Source organism: Burkholderia sp. MS389 (assembly GCF_016899425.1).
GTDB lineage: Bacteria > Pseudomonadota > Gammaproteobacteria > Burkholderiales > Burkholderiaceae > Burkholderia > Burkholderia sola.
Window position 1 is genome coordinate 3,313,808 of sequence record NZ_CP045994.1, and the last position, 19,459, is coordinate 3,333,266.

At 68.0% G+C, this 19,459-nt stretch carries 16 protein-coding genes; 12 read left to right on the top strand and 4 right to left on the bottom strand.

Features of this window, described 5'->3' with window-relative positions; genetic code table 11:
• Window positions 1-327 precede the first annotated feature (327 nt).
• Both GJG85_RS15425 and GJG85_RS15430 read left to right on the top strand, forming a co-directional pair.
• Entirely contained in the window at window positions 328-1,923 is a 1,596-nt protein-coding gene (locus tag GJG85_RS15425; RefSeq protein ID WP_089488859.1) for an ABC transporter substrate-binding protein, read from the top strand.
• Window positions 1,924-2,115: 192 nt separating this feature from the next.
• Window positions 2,116-3,768: an ABC-F family ATP-binding cassette domain-containing protein gene (locus GJG85_RS15430; protein WP_204383439.1), complete on the top strand. Its 1,653-nt coding sequence runs from the start codon at window positions 2,116-2,118 to the stop codon at window positions 3,766-3,768.
• 13 nt (window positions 3,769-3,781) lie between these two features.
• Here the strand turns inward: GJG85_RS15430 and GJG85_RS15435 are convergent, their stop codons facing one another.
• The 3 genes from GJG85_RS15435 to GJG85_RS15445 all read right to left on the bottom strand — a co-directional run bounded on the left by GJG85_RS15435 (window position 3,782) and on the right by GJG85_RS15445 (window position 7,001).
• Window positions 3,782-4,030 carry a DUF6429 family protein gene (locus tag GJG85_RS15435; RefSeq protein ID WP_176016579.1) on the bottom strand — a complete coding sequence of 83 codons (249 nt, stop codon included), beginning with the start codon at window positions 4,028-4,030 and terminating at the stop codon, window positions 3,782-3,784.
• Window positions 4,031-4,060: 30 nt separating this feature from the next.
• The gene (locus GJG85_RS15440) at window positions 4,061-5,848 is read right to left on the bottom strand and encodes a DUF6880 family protein (RefSeq protein WP_089488861.1); all 1,788 of its coding nucleotides are present in this window, start codon (window positions 5,846-5,848) and stop codon (window positions 4,061-4,063) included.
• A 76-nt stretch (window positions 5,849-5,924) separates the two neighbouring features.
• The gene (locus tag GJG85_RS15445) at window positions 5,925-7,001 is read right to left on the bottom strand and encodes an MBL fold metallo-hydrolase (RefSeq protein WP_050017789.1); all 1,077 of its coding nucleotides are present in this window, start codon (window positions 6,999-7,001) and stop codon (window positions 5,925-5,927) included.
• Window positions 7,002-7,304: 303 nt separating this feature from the next.
• Between GJG85_RS15445 and aceK the strand changes: the two genes are divergently transcribed.
• The 9 genes from aceK to bioB all read left to right on the top strand — a co-directional run bounded on the left by aceK (window position 7,305) and on the right by bioB (window position 17,411).
• On the top strand, window positions 7,305-9,122 hold the full coding sequence (aceK, locus tag GJG85_RS15450; RefSeq protein ID WP_050017788.1) for a bifunctional isocitrate dehydrogenase kinase/phosphatase: 1,818 nt from the start codon (window positions 7,305-7,307) through the stop codon (window positions 9,120-9,122).
• A gap of 56 nt (window positions 9,123-9,178) precedes the next feature.
• Window positions 9,179-9,946 (top strand): carbonate dehydratase, encoded by a 768-nt coding sequence (gene can / locus GJG85_RS15455; protein ID WP_050017787.1) that lies wholly within the window; start codon window positions 9,179-9,181, stop codon window positions 9,944-9,946.
• 111 nt (window positions 9,947-10,057) lie between these two features.
• Window positions 10,058-10,735: an SDR family oxidoreductase gene (locus GJG85_RS15460; RefSeq protein ID WP_050017786.1), complete on the top strand. Its 678-nt coding sequence runs from the start codon at window positions 10,058-10,060 to the stop codon at window positions 10,733-10,735.
• A gap of 39 nt (window positions 10,736-10,774) precedes the next feature.
• Window positions 10,775-11,212: a YchJ family protein gene (locus tag GJG85_RS15465; RefSeq protein WP_050017785.1), complete on the top strand. Its 438-nt coding sequence runs from the start codon at window positions 10,775-10,777 to the stop codon at window positions 11,210-11,212.
• 106 nt (window positions 11,213-11,318) lie between these two features.
• Entirely contained in the window at window positions 11,319-12,590 is a 1,272-nt protein-coding gene (locus GJG85_RS15470; protein ID WP_050017784.1) for a CocE/NonD family hydrolase, read from the top strand.
• 512 nt (window positions 12,591-13,102) lie between these two features.
• Window positions 13,103-14,449: an adenosylmethionine--8-amino-7-oxononanoate transaminase gene (gene bioA / locus GJG85_RS15475; protein ID WP_176016582.1), complete on the top strand. Its 1,347-nt coding sequence runs from the start codon at window positions 13,103-13,105 to the stop codon at window positions 14,447-14,449.
• Window positions 14,446-15,633 (top strand): 8-amino-7-oxononanoate synthase, encoded by a 1,188-nt coding sequence (gene bioF / locus GJG85_RS15480; protein WP_050017782.1) that lies wholly within the window; start codon window positions 14,446-14,448, stop codon window positions 15,631-15,633. The genes bioA and bioF overlap by 4 nt, the downstream gene beginning before the upstream one ends.
• Window positions 15,630-16,352 carry a dethiobiotin synthase gene (gene bioD, locus GJG85_RS15485; protein WP_204383441.1) on the top strand — a complete coding sequence of 241 codons (723 nt, stop codon included), beginning with the start codon at window positions 15,630-15,632 and terminating at the stop codon, window positions 16,350-16,352. Before bioF ends, bioD begins: the two co-directional genes overlap by 4 nt.
• Window positions 16,353-16,391: 39 nt before the next feature.
• Window positions 16,392-17,411: a biotin synthase BioB gene (gene bioB / locus GJG85_RS15490; RefSeq protein WP_089488864.1), complete on the top strand. Its 1,020-nt coding sequence runs from the start codon at window positions 16,392-16,394 to the stop codon at window positions 17,409-17,411.
• A gap of 78 nt (window positions 17,412-17,489) precedes the next feature.
• Here bioB and GJG85_RS15495 read toward each other — a convergent pair whose 3' ends face one another.
• The gene (locus GJG85_RS15495; protein ID WP_006483476.1) at window positions 17,490-18,407 is read right to left on the bottom strand and encodes a LysR family transcriptional regulator; all 918 of its coding nucleotides are present in this window, start codon (window positions 18,405-18,407) and stop codon (window positions 17,490-17,492) included.
• Between the two features lie 259 nt (window positions 18,408-18,666).
• Between GJG85_RS15495 and GJG85_RS15500 the strand changes: the two genes are divergently transcribed.
• On the top strand, window positions 18,667-19,449 hold the full coding sequence (locus GJG85_RS15500; protein WP_050017778.1) for a 5-oxoprolinase subunit PxpA: 783 nt from the start codon (window positions 18,667-18,669) through the stop codon (window positions 19,447-19,449).
• The last annotated feature ends 10 nt before the right edge of the window (window positions 19,450-19,459 follow it).

The following is a 19,459-nucleotide window of genomic DNA, read 5'->3' on the forward strand; positions in this document are numbered from 1 at the left end:
CCCTCGTGTCGCACCGCTGCGGCGACCTGTTGGTTCCATTGAGCGCGCGGCGCCGCGCATTTCCGCCGCGCATTCGCAGCCGCCCGCCTCGCCCCGACCCGGAACGTCGCCTCCCACGCCGCGCTCGCACTACCCGCTCCGCCGCATCAACACCCGTTCCGTCGCGAACGCAGCCGTTTTTCGGTCAATTCGCTGCGTTCCGACGCCTTTTTTCACGCGTCGCGCGCTTTGACGGTATCCTATTCGCCAGCCGCGCGGCCCCGCCCGCTTCCGGGCCGCGCCTGCCTCCGTCATCCAGCGAAAAACACACGCCACGTGGGAGATCCTATGCACGTCAAGCCGTTCGCCGTGGCCGCGCTCGCGGTCGCCCTTGCCGCCCCCGGCCTCGCCGCCGCCAAGCCGCTTACCGTCTGCACGGAATCGAGCCCGGACGGTTTCGACGTCGTGCAGTACAACTCGCTCGTCACGACCAACGCATCGGCCGACGTGATCTTCAACACGCTCGTGTCCTACGACGAAGCCGCGAAGAAAGTCGTACCCGCGCTCGCGGACAAATGGGAAGCGAGCGCCGACGGCCTCACGTACACGTTCCACCTGCGCCCGAACGTCGCGTTCCAGACCACCGACTATTTCAAGCCGGGCCGCGCGCTCAATGCGGACGACGTCGTGTTCACGTTCGCGCGGATGCTCGACGACGCGAATCCGTGGCACAAGGTGGCCGGCGCGAGCGGCTTCCCGCATGCGCAGTCGATGGGCCTCGTGAAGCTCGTGAAGTCGGTCACGAAGGTCGACGACAGCACGGTGAAATTCGTGCTGAACGAGCCGAACGCGACGTTCGTGCCGATCCTGACGATGGGCTTCGCGTCGATCTACTCGGCCGAATACGCGGACCAGCTGCTGAAGGCCGGCAAGCAGGCCGACCTGAACGCGAAGCCGGTCGGCACCGGCCCGTTCGTGCTGAAGAGCTATACGAAGGACGCGCTGATCCGCTACGACGCGAACCCGACGTACTGGGGCACGAAACCGAAGGTCGACCGGCTGATCTACGCGATCACGCCCGACCCGTCGGTGCGCCTGCAGAAGGTGAAGGCCGGCGAATGCCAGATCGCGCTGTCGCCGAAGCCGCAGGACGTGCTCGCCGCGAAGGGCGAAAGCGCGCTGAAGGTCGTGCAGACGCCCGCGTTCATGACCGCGTTCGTCGCGCTGAACACGCAGAAGAAGCCGCTCGACAACGACAAGGTGCGCGAGGCGCTGAACCTCGCGTTCGACCGCGCGACCTACCTGAAGGTCGTGTTCGACAACACCGCGACGGCCGCGAACAATCCGTATCCGCCGAACACGTGGAGCTACGCGAAGGACGTCGCGCCGTATGCGTACGATCCCGCGAAGGCGAAGCAGCTGCTCGCGCAGGCCGGCTTCCCGAACGGCTTCTCGACGACCATCTGGACGCGCCCGACCGGCAGCGTGCTGAACCCGAACCCGAAGGTCGGCGCGGAACTGCTGCAGGCCGACCTCGCGAAGGTCGGCGTGAAGGCCGAGGTGAAGGTGATCGAATGGGGCGAGCTGATCAAGCAGGCGAAGCTCGGCCAGCATGACATGCTGTTCATGGGCTGGGCCGGCGACAACGGCGATCCGGACAACTACCTGTCGCCGCTGTTCAGCTGCAACGCGGTGAAGTCGGGCATCAACTTCGCGCGCTTCTGCGACGCGCAGCTCGACAAGCTGATCGCCGACGGCAAGTCGACCGCGGATCAGGCCAAGCGCGCGAAGCTGTACGAATCGGCGCAAAAGATCATCCACGATCAGGCGCTGTGGATTCCGCTCGGCTACCCGACCGCGGCCGCGTTGACGCGCACGAACGTGAGCGGCTATCACGTGAGTCCGTTCGGCCGGCAGAACTTCACGACGGTCGCCGTGCAGTAACCGTGCGTGGCGCGCAAGCGACGGCGTTCGCGCCGCTCGCTTGCGGCCCGCGCGCCGCGCTTGCTACACTGCGCGCTCATTCCTCATACCGGACGCCAGCCAAAGTGAACAACTAAGCCTTCCCGAAATGTTTTCGCCGCCCGTGCCACGCACGCCGCGCGCGAAGGTCTTCATGCATTTTTGGAGGTGCTTATGGCTGCAGCCACGCCCACCGGCGCGCTCGTCGCGCTTCATCACGTTTCCTTCCGCTTCGACGACGGCGTCACGCTGTTCGATTCGCTCGACCTGTCCATCGACCGCACGCCGACCGGCATCGTCGGCCGCAACGGCGTCGGCAAGAGCCTGCTCGCGCAACTGATCGCGGGGCGGCGCACGCCGAGCGCGGGGACGATCGAGCGACATACGCACGTCGTCTACGTCGCCCAGCAGCACGATCTCGACCGCGACGACGCGGCCGCCGCCCCGCCGACCGTCGCGCAGATCGCGGCGCTCGATGCGCCGCTCGGCGCGCTCGCGCGTCTCGCGGACGGTCGTGCGACGCCGCACGACTTCGACCTGATCGGCGATCGCTGGGATCTCGCGGAGCGGCTGCGCACGGCGCTCGACGCGGCCGGCCTGCACGACGTCCACGCCGACACGCCCGCGCATGCGCTGAGCGGCGGCCAGCTCGCGCGCGTCGCGCTGATCGGCGCGCTGCTGTCGGGCGCCGGCCTGCTCGTGCTCGACGAACCGACCAACCATCTCGACGCCCCGGGCCGCGCGTGGCTGCGCGCGGCGCTCGACGGTTGGCGCGGCGGCGTCGTCATCGTGAGCCACGACCGTGCGCTGCTCGCCGGCGTGCAGCGCATCGTCGAGTTGACGCCGCACGGCGCGCGCTCGTATGGCGGCAATTACGCGCTCTACCGCGCGCAGCGCGACGCGCAACAGGAGGCCGCACACGCGGCGCTCGACCATGCGCGCACCGAGCGCGGGCGCGTGCGGCGCAGGCTCGAACAGGAACACGACACGATCCAGCGCCACGCGGCCGCCTCGCTGCGCGACGCGAAGACGGCCAACCTGTCGTCGATGGCGCGCCAGAGCCGCAAGGGCGCGGCGCGCGCGATCATGGGGTCGGTCCGGCGTCATCAGAGCGACTTCAAGGCGACACTCGACACGCGCGTGCAGGAGGCAGCCGCGCGCATCGAAGCCGACGCGCCGGTGCTCGTCTCGCTGCCGGGCACGGAAGTCAGCGCGCGCCGCCAGCTGTTCACGCTCGAGCGCGCGCGATTGCCGTGGCGCGTCGCGGGCGACGCCGACGCGATCACGTGGTCGGCGAGCGGCGCCGTGCGCATCGCGCTGACGGGCCCGAACGGCTGCGGCAAATCGACGTTGCTGAGGATGCTCGCGGGCGAGCTCGCGCCGCGCTCAGGTACCTGCACGACGCACGTGAGCGCCGCGTATCTCGACCAGCGGCTCGCGCTGCTCGACCCGGAGCGCTCGATCGTCGAGCAACTGGGCCTGCTCGATACGCCGCTCGCCGAAGGCGATCTGCGCAGCCGTCTCGCGCTGCTGCAGCTCGACGCGACGCGCGCGACGCAACCGGCGCGGCAACTGAGCGGCGGCGAACGGCTGAAGGCCGCGCTCGCCTGCGCGTTGTGGCGCGGCACGCCCGCGCAATTGCTGCTGCTCGACGAGCCGACCAATCACCTCGATCTCGAATCGGTGCGCGCGATCGAAGCGGCGCTGGCCGGCTTCCCCGGCGCGATCGTGGTCGCGTCGCACGACGCCGCGTTTCTCGCGGCGCTCGAACCGACGCACACGATGCAATGGCATCGCGACGGGTGGCGCTACGAACCCGCCGCGTGATTGGCGCTGACGATCACTTATCTGTGCGCGCACCGCCCGAAACGACGAATTTCTGCGTGAAGAGACGCTCCGATTCCCGCAGGCCTTCCTCCGTCAGGAGGACAGATTTCGCCTTGTTGATCGAGTCGCCGATCAACCCGCGCTCATGCAACCGATTCAGCACATCCCAATCGAAGCCTTTCCATGCGCGATTGCCGTCGTGCAGCGTCAGACGCAAGAGCGCGAGGACGGTGTCGTCGACTGCCTGCAGATCGATATTCATTTCCATGCCCTCCCGTGCCTGTCAGCCGGATCACGCGTCGAGCTTCCCGAGCAGCTTGATGAAATTGCGCTTCGCGCGGTAGGTCTTGCGAATCGCTTCGAGTTCGTCGTCGAATACCGTCTGCTGGCGATGCGCAACGCGCAGCGCGCGAATTTCGCGCACGACGCCGAACGCCTCGTCGTATCGTGCGCTGCCCGCGCCATGGTCGAGCGCGAACGGCAGATAGCGGTGATACAGCGCGATCGCGTCCTCGGGATGCGTCTTCGCCCGCGCAGCGGCCACCGCCGGCCATACGAGGGCTTCGACCGGCCCCTCCTGGAACGCGGCCCACGCTGCGTTGTCGTCCCGCTCCGCAAGCAAGAGCTTCACCAGCTCGGTGCGCGGCGGCGGTTCCCAGCGTCGTGCGCCGTTGCCGGGCCTCCCGGCCGCTTCGCGCTTGCGGGCAGCAGACTGCAGATGCGAGATCGCGCGCGCCTTCACGGTAGCGTCCCGCCCCGTCCGCTTTGCGACCTTCATCAATGCACGGAATGCGTCGGCCGTCGGGTGGTCCGCGAAGCGCTCCCACGCCAGTGCGTCTGCTCGATCGAACGCACGCCGGCGCAAATATTCGTCGATGCAGAAGCCCATCAGCCGATCGTCGTGCCGGTCCTTCATCTCGCGCATTCCGCGTTCGGCCCAGGCCAGCCCTTCATCGAATCGACGGTGCTCCGCGCACAGTTCCGCGATCTGCGCATACCGGTACGAAGCGGACAGATCCTTCGACCAGATGCCGATCAGCGCGTCGACATCACCATCGTGCCTCGCCAGCGACTCCAGCGCATGCTCGAGATTCAGGCGCGCCGTTTCGTACGAGCCCCGATCGTCCCGCCCCGGCAGCAGCGGCGGCAACTCGGCCCAACGAGCCTCGACCTGTTCCCGATAATGGGTCAGACCCGCATCGCCCAATACTTCCGCATAGGCCGGCACCACGTCGCGAAACGTATCCCACTGCCCGCCGGCCTGCAGGCGGAACAGGCGTTCGGCCAGTTTCACCGGATCCGGCCGCGTCTGAATGCATGCGTCGAGATGCAATGCCGCGAGTTCCTCAATCCCCGGCGCCACGCTGCCGTCCGAGTCGTCGATCTGCTCGAGACTCGCTTCGGCCTCGGCAATCGCCAGTTCCGCCAGCTCGACCACCTGCGCGGCATGGGATCTCGTCAGTTGCCGCCGCAGCATGTCGGCGAGCTCGAACAGGCCTTCTCCGTAGGTGTGCGCCTCGTCCCAGCCGAGCGGCCGCGACACGCGCGCCAGTTGTCGGACGGCGGCACGCAGGCTCGCCACATCATCGACATTCGCGCTGCGTGCGTCGAACAGCAGCCTGTCTCGCAACGAGCGGTCGCGCTCGGCCGCATCGAGCAGCCAGTGCCGCAACGCGCGCTCGTCGAGCGTCTCCAGATAGTCACGAATCAGCTCCGTCTGCGTCTTGCGCTTGCGACGCGGCTTCGACGACGGCTCGCGCTCCGCTTCACGGAAGACTTCCTCTCCGCTGTTTTCGAGCCACGACAACGCGACGGCCACCGCATGCTTGCAGAACGCGCCTTCGCCGCCCACCGGGCAATTACACGTGTAGCCGAGCGTGTCGTCGTCGCCCACCGACAATTCGACGCGATAGCGATACGTGCCGCGCACGGTCGCCGACAGCTCGCCGTCGCGCTCGGTCAGCCGCGAGACGGCGCCGTCGTGGTAGTACGCGGTACCGCGCTCGAAGGATTTCGGGTCGGCCAATGCGCGTATTTCCGCGAGCGTGATGACGTCGGCTAGAGAGGTATTGCGAGACATGGATCGCTACGGGTATTCGGATCGGGATCTGGAAATCGCACCAAAGCGCGCCGCGCAACTGCGCCAATGCGCATGCTCACGGTCGCACGAAGCGAATCACGCCGTCGTCCCCCTGCTCGCGCACGAGCTCGCCCGCGAGCCACAGCAGGTTCAGGTGCGCGAGCGCCTCGCCGAGCGCGAAGGTCATCTGGTGGATGTCGAGCTCGCGGCGGCGGAACATGATCGGCACGATATCGGCCGCGCTCATCGGCTGCTCCGCGCACGCGACGCGCACTTCGGCCAGGCGCGCATCGTGGTGTTCGCGCAGTTGCGCGATGCGCGTGCGCACGCCGCGGAACGGCTTGCCGTGCGACGGCAGCACGAGCGTGTCGGGCGCCATCGTCTCGTAGCGGCCGAGCGATTCGAGGTACAGCGCGAGCGGGTTCGCTTCCGGCTCGAGATCGAACACCGACACGTTCGTCGAGATGCGCGGCAGCACCATGTCGCCGGAAATCAGCACGCCGTCCGCTTCGCTGTGGAGCGCGCAATGTTCAGGCGAATGGCCGAAGCCGGTGACGACGCGCCACGTGCGCGCGCCGATCGTCACCGCGTCGCCTTCGCGCAGGCGCCGGTAGCGCGGCGGCACGGCCGGCACGAGATCCGAGTAATAGCCGCGGCGGTTGCGCAGCTTGTCGAGCGCGGCCGGATCGGTCAGCCCGTGGCGCGCGAAGTGCTCGGCAGCCGCCGCGCCGCCCGCGTTCGAACCGTTGCCGGCCGCCATCAGGCAGCCGAACAGATATTCGCCGAGCGTCATCCACAGCCGCACGTTCCAGCGGCCCTTGTCGCCGCCTTCGCACAGCCAGTTCGCGAGGCCGAAGTGGTCGGGGTGGCAGTGCGTGACGAGCACGCGCAGCACGGGCAGGCCGTCGAGCTGCGTGTCGAAGATCTGCTCCCAGTGCGTGCGGATCGCGTCGGACGAGATCCCGCAATCGACGATCGTCCAGCCGGCCTGCCCGTCGATTTCGTCGCGCAGCAGCCAGAGATTGATGTGGTCGAGCGAGAACGGCAGCGGCATGCGCAGCCAGCGCACGCCGGGCGCGACCTCGAACGTGTCGCCCGCGGCGGGCAGCGTATCGGCGAAGGGATAGTCGAGTTGGTGTTCCAGGGCGTTCATCGGTGGGGCGTCTCGTCGTTATCGGTGCGAATGCGCGCCGGCGGCAGGCGCGGCGGGCGGTGCGTCGATTCTATCGCCGTCGCGCGAAACAGGTTCTCGACGACCGCCGGCCCGCCGCAAAAAAGTTCGTGTCAGAATCGGCTCCGTACCCGTATCTTTACGCGAAGATGCACCGAACGGCGCCCAACGGCGAACAACACGCCGATTGACGGCCGCTCGCGCGTCACCCCGAAAGTCATTGAAACGCCGACTTGGGCGCTAAAATGGCGGGTGCTTACAGCCCCTTGAACGAGCCTGCACGCGATGAATCACTTCCCCAAACTGCTGTCGTCGCAGATCGGTTTCGACGTCGCGCAGACGATGCTCGAATACTTCGATCGCCATTACCGGATCTTCCGCGAAGCGGCGGTCGATGCGAAGACGCTGTTCGAGCGCGGCGACTGGCACGGGCTGCAGCGGCTCGCGCGCGAGCGGATCACGTCGTACGACGATCGCGTGAAGGAATGCGTCGAGGTGCTGGAAGACGAATACGACGCGGAGAACATCGACGACGAAGTGTGGCAGCAGATCAAGCTGCACTACATCGGGCTGCTCACGTCGCACCGCCAGCCCGAGTGCGCGGAAACCTTCTTCAATTCGGTGTGCTGCAAGATCCTGCACCGCTCGTATTTCAGCAACGATTTCATCTTCGTGCGCCCGGCGATCTCGACCGAGTATCTGGAGAACGACGAACCGGCCGCGAAGCCGACCTACCGCGCGTACTATCCGGGCACCGACGGGCTCGCGGTCACGCTCGAGCGCATCGTCACGAACTTCCAGCTCGAGCCGGCGTTCGAGGATCTCTCGCGCGACATCGGCTGCGTGATGCAGGCGATCGACGACGAATTCGGCCGCTTCGACGAAGCGCCGAATTTCCAGATCCACGTGCTGTCGTCGCTGTTCTTCCGCAACAAGAGCGCGTACATCGTCGGCCGCATCATCAACGCCGACCGCGTGCTGCCGTTCGCGGTGCCGATCCGCCACGTGCGCCCGGGCGTGCTCGCGCTCGACACCGTGCTGCTGCGCCGCGACCTGCTGCAGATCATCTTCAGCTTCTCACATTCGTACTTCCTCGTTGACATGGGCGTGCCGTCCGCGTACGTGGATTTTCTCTGCACGATCATGCCGGGCAAGCCGAAGGCCGAGATCTACACGTCGGTCGGGCTGCAGAAGCAGGGCAAGAACCTGTTCTACCGCGACCTGCTGCACCACCTGTCGCATTCGAGCGACCGCTTCATCATCGCGCCCGGGATCAAGGGCCTCGTGATGCTCGTGTTCACGCTGCCGTCGTTCCCGTACGTGTTCAAGATCATCAAGGATCACTTCCCGCCGCCGAAGGAAACGACGCGCGCGCAGATCATGGAGAAGTACCAGCTCGTGAAGCGCCACGACCGCCTCGGGCGGATGGCCGACACGCTCGAGTATTCGAGCGTCGCGCTGCCGCTCGCGCGGCTCGATCATGCGCTCGTGCGCGAACTCGAGAAGGAAGTGCCGTCGCTGCTCGAGTACGAGGACGACAAGCTCGTGATCGAGCACCTGTACATCGAGCGCCGGATGACGCCGCTGAACCTGTATCTGCAGAACGGCAGCGACGCGGACGTCGAGCACGGCGTGAAGGAATACGGCAACGCGGTGAAGGAGCTGATGAAGGCGAACATCTTCCCCGGCGACATGCTGTACAAGAACTTCGGCGTCACGCGCCACGGCCGCGTCGTGTTCTACGACTACGACGAGATCGAGTACCTGACCGACTGCAACGTACGACGCGTGCCGCCGCCGCGCAACGAGGAAGACGAACTGTCCGGCGAACCGTGGTATACCGTCGGCCCGCACGACATCTTTCCGGAGACCTACGGGCCGTTCCTGCTCGGCGACCCGCGCGTGCGCGACGTCTTCATGAAGCATCACGCGGACTTTTTCGATCCCGTGCTGTGGCAGGCGAGCAAGGACAAGCTGATGCAGGGCGAATTGCCCGATTTTTATCCGTACGACACGGCCCTGCGCTTCAGCGTGCGCTACCCCGCGCGCTTCGACGCGACGGGCCGCAACGACGGCGCAGGCGACGCGCAGCGCGCCGCCTGACGCCGGCAACACCCGATCCGATATCGACTTGATTTCCGCCAACGGAATCCACACCGATGACTACCCAAGACAATCCGCTTTCACATCTGTTCGACAATAACGATGCCTGGGTCAAGCGCCAGCTCGCCGACGATCCCGATTTCTTCGCACGGCTCGCCGACCAGCAGGCGCCGGAATATCTGTGGATCGGCTGCTCCGATTCGCGCGTGCCGGCGAACCAGATCATCGGCCTGCCGCCGGGCGAAGTGTTCGTGCACCGCAACATCGCGAACGTGGTCGTCCACAGCGATCTGAACTGCCTGTCGGTGATCCAGTTCGCGGTCGACATCCTGCGCGTGAAGCACATCATGGTCGTCGGTCACTACGGCTGCTCGGGCGTGAACGCAGCGCTGCACAACCGCCGCGTCGGCCTCGCCGACAACTGGCTGCATCATGTGCAGGACGTGCGCGAGCGCCATGCGGCGCTGCTCGACGAATGGCCGGTCGGCGAAGCGCGGTATCGCCGCCTGATCGAGCTGAATTCGATCGAACAGGTCGTCAACGTGTGCCGCACCACGATCGTCAACGACGCGTGGGCGCGCGGCCAGTCGCTTACCGTGCACGGGCTCGTGTACGGCGTGCACGACGGCCGGATGCGCAACCTGGGGATGTCCGTGTCGAACTTCGACGCGCTCGACGCCACCTACAAGCGCTGCGTGGCGGCGCTGACCGCACGCGGCCAGCACGCGCCGGACAACGACATGGTCGCGGCGGACGCGGCACGGCTCGAAGACGTCGCGCAGGCGGTCGCCGCCACGCTGAAGCCGTGCGACGATGCGCAGTAACGTGCAGTGACGCGCCAGTCGCCTGACGGCGGCTGCCACGCGGGCGCGGCGCGCATCGAACGAATCTGACACCGGCACTGCCTCGGCGGCGCCTACCCAAGGAGCGACGGCATGAAAACCGTATTGATCGTCGGCGCATCGCGCGGCCTCGGCCGCGAATTCGTCCGGCAATACCGGCGCGACGGCTGGAACGTGATCGCCACCGCGCGCGACGCGGCGTCGCTCGATGCGTTGCGTGCGCTGGGCGCGCAGCCGCATGCGCTCGATATCGCGCAGCCCGCGCAGATCGCGGCGCTCGGCTGGAAGCTCGACGGCGAGCGGCTCGATGCGGCCGTGCTCGTGTCGGGCGTGTACGGGCCGCGCACCGAAGGCGTCGAGACGATCACCGCCGAGGATTTCGACGCGGTGATGCATACGAACGTGCGCGGGCCGATGCAGTTGCTGCCGATCCTGCTGCCGCTCGTCGAGGACGCGCGCGGCGTGCTGGCCGTCGTGTCGAGCCGGATGGGCAGCATCGCCGAGGCGACCGGCACGACCGGCTGGCTGTACCGCGCGAGCAAGGCCGCGCTGAACGACGCGCTGCGCATCGCGTCGCTGCAGACGCGCCATGCCGCATGCATTGCGCTCCATCCCGGCTGGGTGCGCACCGACATGGGCGGCGCGCAGGCCGCGATCGATCCGGAAACGAGCGTGACCGGCATGCGTCGCGTGATCGCCGAATCCGGTTCGGACGTGTCTCAGGCGAACGGCCGGTTCTTCCAGTACGACGGCATCGAGCTCAGTTGGTGAGCCGCGCCGGCAACCGGGCGTTGTTAATTCACATTGCGCATGATTTCGAACCGACCTGACGCGTGCCCGTGCGGCGGCGCATCCCCCGCGCCCGCCGGCAACGCGCCGGCACCGCGCTACGCGGCCTGCTGCGGCCGCTTCATCGACGGCGGCGAAGCCGCCCCGACCGCACTCGAATTGATGCGCTCGCGGTACAGCGCGTACGTGCTCGGCGCGACCGATTACCTGCGCGCGACATGGGCCGCGCGCACCTGCCCGCCCGATCTCGACACCGACCCTGACGCGCCGGACGCGCCGCGCTGGCTCGGCCTCGCGGTCAAACGGCACGTACCGCTCGACGACCGGCATGCGGAGGTCGAATTCGTGGCGCGCTACAAGGTCGGCGGACGCGCTTACCGGCTGCACGAGACGAGCCGTTTCGAGCGCGACGAGCAGGGATTCTGGCGCTATGTCGACGGCGAAGTAAGTGAACGCTGACAAATAGTTGCCATGTCAGACGCCGGGTAATTCCCGCATTGCACAACCTGATTTTGTCGGGCTACGATGGGCTCGACTTGGTCATGTTGCATGGCAGGGCTTACGGATGGCGTTCAGCAAGGTATTGGTGGGATGGATGGCGGCGTGTGCGCTGTCGGCCGCTCAGGCCGGTACGCTGCCGAGCGCCAATACGGGTGCGGGCGCCAGCGGGTCGCTCGCTCATGCCGAGCATTTCGACTACGCCGACTCGAACCTGCCGCAGGTCGCCGCCGATCTCAACGAGCAGATCCTTCGCATTCCGGCCGATGCGTCGGGCGCCATCACGCTCGAGGCCACGCTGTTCAAGCCGAACGGCCCCGGCCCGTTCCCGCTCGTCGTCTTCAACCACGGCAAAAATACCGGCGATCTCCATCTGCAGCCGCGCAGCCGGCCGCTCGCGTTCGCGCGCGAATTCGTGCGCCGCGGCTATGCGGTGATCGCGCCGAATCGCCAGGGCTTCGCCGGTTCCGACGGCACGTACCAGCAGGAAGGCTGCAACGTCGGCAAGAACGGCCTCGCGCAGGCCGCCGACGTCGATGCGACGGTGCGCTACATGTCGCGCCAGCCGTACGTCGATGCGTCGCGCATCGTCGTCGCCGGCACGTCGCACGGCGGGCTCGCGTCGGTCGCGTACGGCACCGAAGCCGCGGCCGGCGTGCGCGGCATCATCAACTTCTCCGGCGGGCTGCGCCAGGACCTGTGCGACGGCTGGCAGCGCAACCTCGTCGACGCGTTCGACCACTACGGCGCGCATACGGCCGTGCGGTCGCTGTGGCTGTACGGCGACAACGATTCGGTGTGGACGCCCGCGCTGGTCGCGCAGATGCACGATGCATACGTGTCGCACGGCACGCAGGCCCGCTTCATCGATTTCGGCCGCTACAAGGACGATGCGCACCGGCTGATCGTCGATCGCGACGGCGTGCCCGTGTGGTGGCCGGCCGTGAACGCATTCCTCGCCGAACTGAACCTGCCGACCGCGGTGCGCTATGCGGTCGCGGACCCGCACGAGCCGAAGGCCACCGGCTACGCGTCGATCGATGCGGTCAACGCGGTGCCGTACGTCGACGAAGCCGGCCGCGAAGGCTATCGCCGCTTCCTGAACCAGCATCCGAGCCGCGCGTTCGCGGTGTCGTCGGAAGGCGCGTGGTCGTGGGCCGAAGGCGGCGACGACCCGATGGCGCTCGCGCTCGACAACTGCGCGAAGCAAGGCGCCGGCGCGTGCCGGCTGTATGCGGTCAACGACCGCGTCGTGTGGAACGCCAACACGACGCAGACGGCCGACAACGGCGACGATCGCACCCGCGATACCGATACGCGCGCGCTGGCTTCGCGCTGACGCTCGGCTGTCGTTCCTCTCGCTTCCCCTTTGCGCACCGTCGATTCAAGATCATCGCGGTGCTCCGCCGCATGCTCGTCAAATCGAGCACGCGCCGCGTAATGCTCGTTTTTACGAGCAATCGACTTGAATTCGCGCCAGATCTCGTCCAGCCGTCCGGGCCTTCCGCGCCCCTGTCGAACTGACGATGCACGAAGCAAGACCGCCCCTCGTCGCCGCCCAACCCGCACCATCATCGTTCCCCATATTTCGCCACCCGGCCGCCCCTCGCCCAGCGATTTTTTCTGTCGGGGGCGTCACTCGAACGTCGTCATCTGCGCGCATTTCGCCCGATCCGCCGCGTTCCGTTCCGAGCCCCTCCGAACTGCGTCGAACTCCCGCCCAGCAAGGCTGTGCGGCGTTTGTAACCGCTAGTGCAACGCGCGGCGGAACACGCTAATCTCTGCGCGTTTCGTATCCCGCCGCGCGGCATCCCGTCGATGCCGCGCGGTCGTTTTACCCCCGGAGTCGCCTTGAGTACGCCAGCCACCGACGACTGGGTCGCGCGCAGCCTGCGCGCGGTCTGGCATCCCTGCACCCAGATGAAGCACCACGAGCGCCTGCCGCTCGTCCCCGTCGCGCGCGGCGCGGGCGTGTGGCTGGTCGACCGTGACGGCCGCCGTTACTTCGACGCGATCAGCTCGTGGTGGGTCAACCTGTTCGGCCATGCGAACCCGGACATCAACGCGGCGCTGAAGGACCAGCTCGACACGCTCGAGCACGCGATGCTCGCCGGCTGCACGCACGAACCGGCGATCGAGCTCGCCGAACGCCTGCATGCGCTGACCGCGCGCACGCTGGGTCATGCGTTCTTCGCGTCGGACGGCGCGTCGGCCGTCGAGATCGCGCTGAAGATGAGCTTCCACGCGTGGCGCAACCGCGGCCGCGCGAACAAGCAGGAATTCGTCTGCGTCGCGAACAGCTATCACGGCGAGACGATCGGCGCGCTCGGCGTGACCGACGTCGCGCTGTTCAAGGATGCGTATGACCCGCTGATCCGCCACGCGCACGTGGTCGCGTCGCCCGACGCGCGCGGCGCGCTGCCGGGCGAGACGGCCGCCGACGTCGCGGGCCGCGCGCTCGCGGACGTGCGGCGCCTGTTCGCCGAACGCGGCGACCGGATCGCCGCGCTGATCGTCGAGCCGCTCGTGCAGTGCGCGGCCGGCATGGCGATGCACGATCCGTCGTACGTGCGCGGGCTGCGCGCGCTGTGCGACGAATTCGGCGTGCACCTGATCGCCGACGAGATCGCGGTCGGGTGCGGGCGCACCGGCACCTTCTTCGCGTGCGAGCAGGCCGGCGTCTGGCCCGATTTCATGTGCCTGTCGAAAGGGATCAGCGGCGGCTACCTGCCGCTGTCGCTGGTGCTCACGCGCGACGACGTGTTCGCGGCGTTCTACGACGACGACACGACGCGCGGCTTCCTGCACTCGCATTCGTACACCGGCAATCCGCTCGCGTGCCGCGCTGCAGTCGCGACGCTCGACCTGTTCGCGCGCGACGACGTGCTCGCGAGCAACGCGCGCAAATCGGCGACGCTGCGCGCGGCGCTCGCGCCGCTCGACGCGCACCGCCAAGTGCGCCATCTGCGCGAGCGCGGCACGCTGTTCGCGTTCGACGTCGCGCTCGACGGCGACGCGGCGCGCGGCTTCTCGCGGCGCTTCTTCGAACACGCGCTCGAACGCGAGCTGCTGCTGCGCCCGATCGGCACGACCGTGTACCTGATGCCGCCGTACGTGATGAATGACGACGACATCGCGTGGCTCGCGCAGCGCACGCGCGACACGCTCGACGCGACGCTGGAGGACCTCGGCCGATGAGCCTGCTCGACACCCTGCAACGCGGCCTCGCCGACCTCGACGCGCAAGGGCTGCGCCGCGTGCGCCGCATCGCCGACACCGCGTGCGACGCGCGCATGACCGTGAACGGCCGCGAGATCGTCGGCTTCGCGAGCAACGACTACCTCGGCCTCGCCGCGCATCCGGCGCTCGTCGCCGCGTTCGCGGAAGGCGCGCAGCGCTACGGCTCCGGCAGCGGCGGCTCGCACCTGCTCGGCGGCCATTCGCGCGCGCACGCCAAACTGGAAGACGAACTCGCCGGCTTCGCGGGCGGCTTCTCCGATGCGCCGCGCGCGCTGTACTTCAGCACCGGCTACATGGCGAACCTCGCGGCGATGACGGCGTTGGCCGGCAAGAGCGCGACGATCTTCTCCGACGCACTGAACCACGCGTCGCTGATCGACGGCATGCGGCTGTCGCGCGCGAACGTGCAGGTCTATCCGCATGCGGACATGGCCGCGCTCGCCGCGCTGCTCGACGCATCGGATGCGGAAACGAAGCTGATCGTCAGCGACACCGTATTCAGCATGGACGGCGACCTCGCGCCGCTTGCCGAGCTTGTCGCGCTGGCCGAGCGCCACGGCGCGTGGCTCGTCGTCGACGACGCACACGGCTTCGGCGTGCTCGGCCCGCAGGGTCGCGGCGCGCTCGCGGCCGCCGCGCTGCGTTCGCCGCATCTGGTGTACGTCGGCACGCTCGGCAAGGCGGCCGGTGTCGCAGGCGCGTTCGTGATCGCGCATGAGACCGTGATCGAATGGCTGATCCAGCGCGCGCGCAGCTACATCTTCACGACGGCCGCGCCGCCGGCCGTCGCGCATGCGGTATCGGCAAGCCTGAAGGTGATCGCGGGCGACGAAGGCGACGCGCGCCGCGCGCACCTCGCCGCGCTGATCGGCCGCACGCGCGCGCTGCTGCGCAATACGCGCTGGCAGCCGGTCGATTCGCACACGGCCGTGCAGCCGCTCGTGGTCGGCAGCAACGACGCGACGCTCGCGGCGATGCGCGCGCTCGACGCGCACGGCCTGTGGGTGCCGGCGATCCGGCCGCCGACGGTGCCGGCCGGCACGTCGCGGCTGCGCGTGTCGCTGTCGGCCGCGCATTCGTTCGACGATCTTGCTCGGCTCGAAGCCGCGTTGATCCAGGCCAGCGAGGAGGCCGCGGCATGACCGCCGCCCCGCTGTCCGTCTTCGTCACCGGCACCGACACCGAAATCGGCAAGACCTTCGTGTCGGCCGCGATGCTGCACGGCTTCGCACGGCATGGCCTGCGCGCGGCCGCGCTGAAGCCGGTCGCGGCCGGCGCGTACGAACGCGACGGCGTGTGGCGCAACGAGGACGCGGACCAGCTCGACGCGGCCGCGAACGTCGTGCTGCCGCCCGAGCTGCGCACGCCGTTCCTGCTGAAGGCGCCGGCCGCGCCGCATATCGTCGCCGCGCAGGAAGACGTGACGCTCGATCTCGACACGATCGTCGCGTGCCATCGCGAAGCGCTGACGCGCGCGGACGTCGTCGTCGTCGAAGGCGTCGGCGGCTTTCGCGTGCCGCTGAACGACACGCAGGACACCGCCGATCTCGCGGTCGCGCTCGGCCTGCCCGTCGTGCTCGTCGTCGGCGTCCGGCTCGGCTGCATCAGCCACGCGTTGCTGACGGCCGATGCGATTCGCCAGCGCGGCCTCGCGCTCGCGGGCTGGGTCGCGAACCATGTCGACCCGGCCATGTCGTTCGCCGACGAGAACGTCGCGACGATTCGCGACTGGCTCGCGCGCGAGCACCGCGCGCCGCTCATCGGCCGCATTGCGCACATGACGCCGGCCGCCCCCGAATCCGCCGCGGCGATGCTCGACATTGCCGCGCTCGTCGAGTCGCTGCGCACCGCGCGGCCTTGACCCAACCGATCCCCCATCCCGCCAGGACAGGAAAACGAAATGACCCAAGCCCAGACCGCCACCGTGCAACCCGACGCGATTCCCGTGGCTGCACCGGCCCCGCAGCGCTGGCGCGTCGCCGACGTCGTCGCGCTGTTCGCGCTGCCGTTCAACGACCTGATGTTCCGCGCGCAGCAGGTGCATCGCGAGCACTTCGACGCGAACGCGGTGCAGCTGTCGACGCTGCTGTCGATCAAGACGGGCGGCTGCGAGGAAGATTGCGGCTACTGCTCGCAGTCGTCGCATCACGACACGGGCCTGAAGGCCGAGAAGCTGATGGACGTCGACACGGTGCTCGACGCCGCGCGCGCGGCGAAGGCGAACGGCGCGAGCCGCTTCTGCATGGGCGCCGCGTGGCGCAATCCGAAGGAGCGCCACATGCCGGCGCTGACCGAGATGGTGCGCGGCGTGAAGGAGCTCGGCCTCGAGACCTGCATGACGCTCGGCATGCTCGAAGACGAACAGGCTCGGCAGCTCGCCGACGCGGGCCTCGACTACTACAACCACAACCTCGACACGTCGCCGGAGTTCTACGGCCAGGTGATCTCGACGCGCACGTACCAGGATCGCCTCGACACGCTCGACCGCGTGCGCGACGCGGGCATCAACGTGTGCTGCGGCGGCATCATCGGGATGGGCGAATCGCGCCGCGAACGCGCGGGCCTGATCTCGCAGCTCGCGAACCTGAACCCGTATCCGGAATCGGTGCCGATCAACAACCTCGTCGCGATCGAAGGCACGCCGCTCGAAGGCACCGCGCCGCTCGACCCGTTCGAGTTCGTGCGCACGATCGCGGTCGCGCGCATCACGATGCCGAAGGCCGTCGTGCGCCTGTCGGCCGGGCGCGAGCAGCTCGACGACGCGATGCAGGCGATGTGCTTCCTCGCGGGCGCGAACTCGATGTTCTACGGCGACCAGTTGCTGACGACGAGCAACCCGCAGACGCAGCGCGACCGCGCGCTGTTCGAGCGCCTCGGCATCCGCGCGAGCCAGGCCGACGCGCTGGCGGACAACGCGTAAGCGGCAACGGCCGGCGCGCCGCGCCCGCCGACGAAAAGCCGGGGCGCGCCCCGGCTTTTTCACGCCCGCGCGCACGGTTCAGGTCGCGCCGCCCAGTGCGCGCGGCTCCATGAACGTGTGCCGGAAATAGTCGCGCACCGCGTGCATCGCGGGACTCAGCTCGATGTTCTTGCGCCACGCGAGGCCGACGCTCATCGGCGGCACCGGGTCGCGCAGCACGATCGTCTCGATGCGCCGCCCTTCGAGCGACCACGGGCGATACACCATGTCGGACAGGATCGCGACGCCGCTGCCGTTCGCGACCATGCTGCGCACCGCCTCGACCGACGAGGTGCGCAGGATCACGTTCGGCCGGTACGGCGTCTCGTTCCAGTAACGCAGCGCGGTCTGCCCGGCCTCGTCCACCGTCAGCATCACGAACGGCTCGTGCGCGACCTCCGCGAACGTGACGCTCTCGCGCCGCAGCAGCGGATGATGCGCGCCGACCCACAGCCTGCGCACCGAATGGATCACCGGCTCCAGCACGAGCTCCGGATTCGACACGTTCGACGTGAGCAGCACGGCCATGTCGTAGCGGCCCGCGATCAGCCCTTCCTCGATCGACTCGCGGTTCAGCTCGTGCAGGTGGATCGTCAGGCGCGGATAGAGCGTATTGAGCCGCAGCACGTGATGCGGCAGGAAGTAGCCGAGCACCGTGTAGCTCGCGGCGATCGCGAGCGTGCCGGTCAGCGTGCTTTCGAGATTCGGGATCCGCATCGCCTCGTCGACCGACGACAGGATCGTGTACGCGTGATTGAGAAAACGCCGCCCGGTATCGGTCAGCGTCACGCCCGCCGACGTGCGCACGAACAGCTGCGTGCCGAGACTGTCCTCCAGTTCCTTGATCGCGCTCGTCACGGCCGACTGCGAGATGGTGAGCTGGATCGCGGCCTGCGAGATCTGTCCGAGCTCGGCGGTCGCGACGAAGTACTTGAGCTGTCTGAGCGTCAGGGCCATGCGCGGTGGAAAACTGATGGGGGCATGGCAACCATCATATCAACCGTCCGTTTCGCGGCAATCCGGGCCCGCCCGACCCGCGCGCATCCGCCTGCCGCGACGCCGGGCGGCCGCTTTCGGCGATATCTGAAAAATCGATACGCTCGCATATAAAAATAGAACTATTTTGACGCACCCCGCACGGCTAACCTGCGTTCAACACGGTGTCGACACGCGCTGCAGCGCACGCGAAACCGGAGAACCTGGAGGAACGAACCGTATGAGGAAGCACAGTGTCGACCTGAATTCGGACATGGGCGAAGGTTTCGGCCCGTGGACGATCGGCGACGGCGTCGACGAGCAGATCATGCCGCTCATCAGCTCGGCGAACATCGCCACCGGTTTTCATGCCGGCGACCCGAACATCATGGCGCGCACGGTGCAGCTCGCGCGCGACGCCGGCGTCGGGATCGGCGCGCATCCGGGCTTTCGCGATCTGGCGGGCTTCGGTCGCCGCACGATCACCGAAACGCCGCAGGCGCTCGTCCACGACATCCTGTATCAGCTCGGCGCGCTGCGCGAGTTCGCGCGGCTCAACGGCGTGGGCCTGCAGCACGTCAAGCCGCACGGCGCGCTCTACATGCACGCGGCGGCCAACGAGGCGTTCTCGCGGCTGCTGATCGAGACGCTGCAGCGCGTCGATCCCGGCCTGTGGCTGTACTGCATGGAAGCGTCGGTCACGTATCGCGTGGCGCGAGAGTACGAACAGCCGGTGATCCGCGAGTTCTACGCCGATCGCGACTACGACCGCAGCGGCTCCATCGTGTTCACGCGCCGCGTCGGGCGCCCCGACCCGCAGCAGGTGGCCGACAAGGTGCTGCGTGCGTGCATCGACGGCAAGGTGCGCACGATCGACGGCGACGACATCGACATCGATTTCGATTCGGTCTGCATCCACAGCGACACGCCCGGCGCGCTCGAACTCGTGCGCGAAACGCGCGACGCGCTGGTCCGCGAAGGCATCCGGACCGCCGGCCCGCAACCGCTCGCCGCTCATCACTGAACCCGATTCA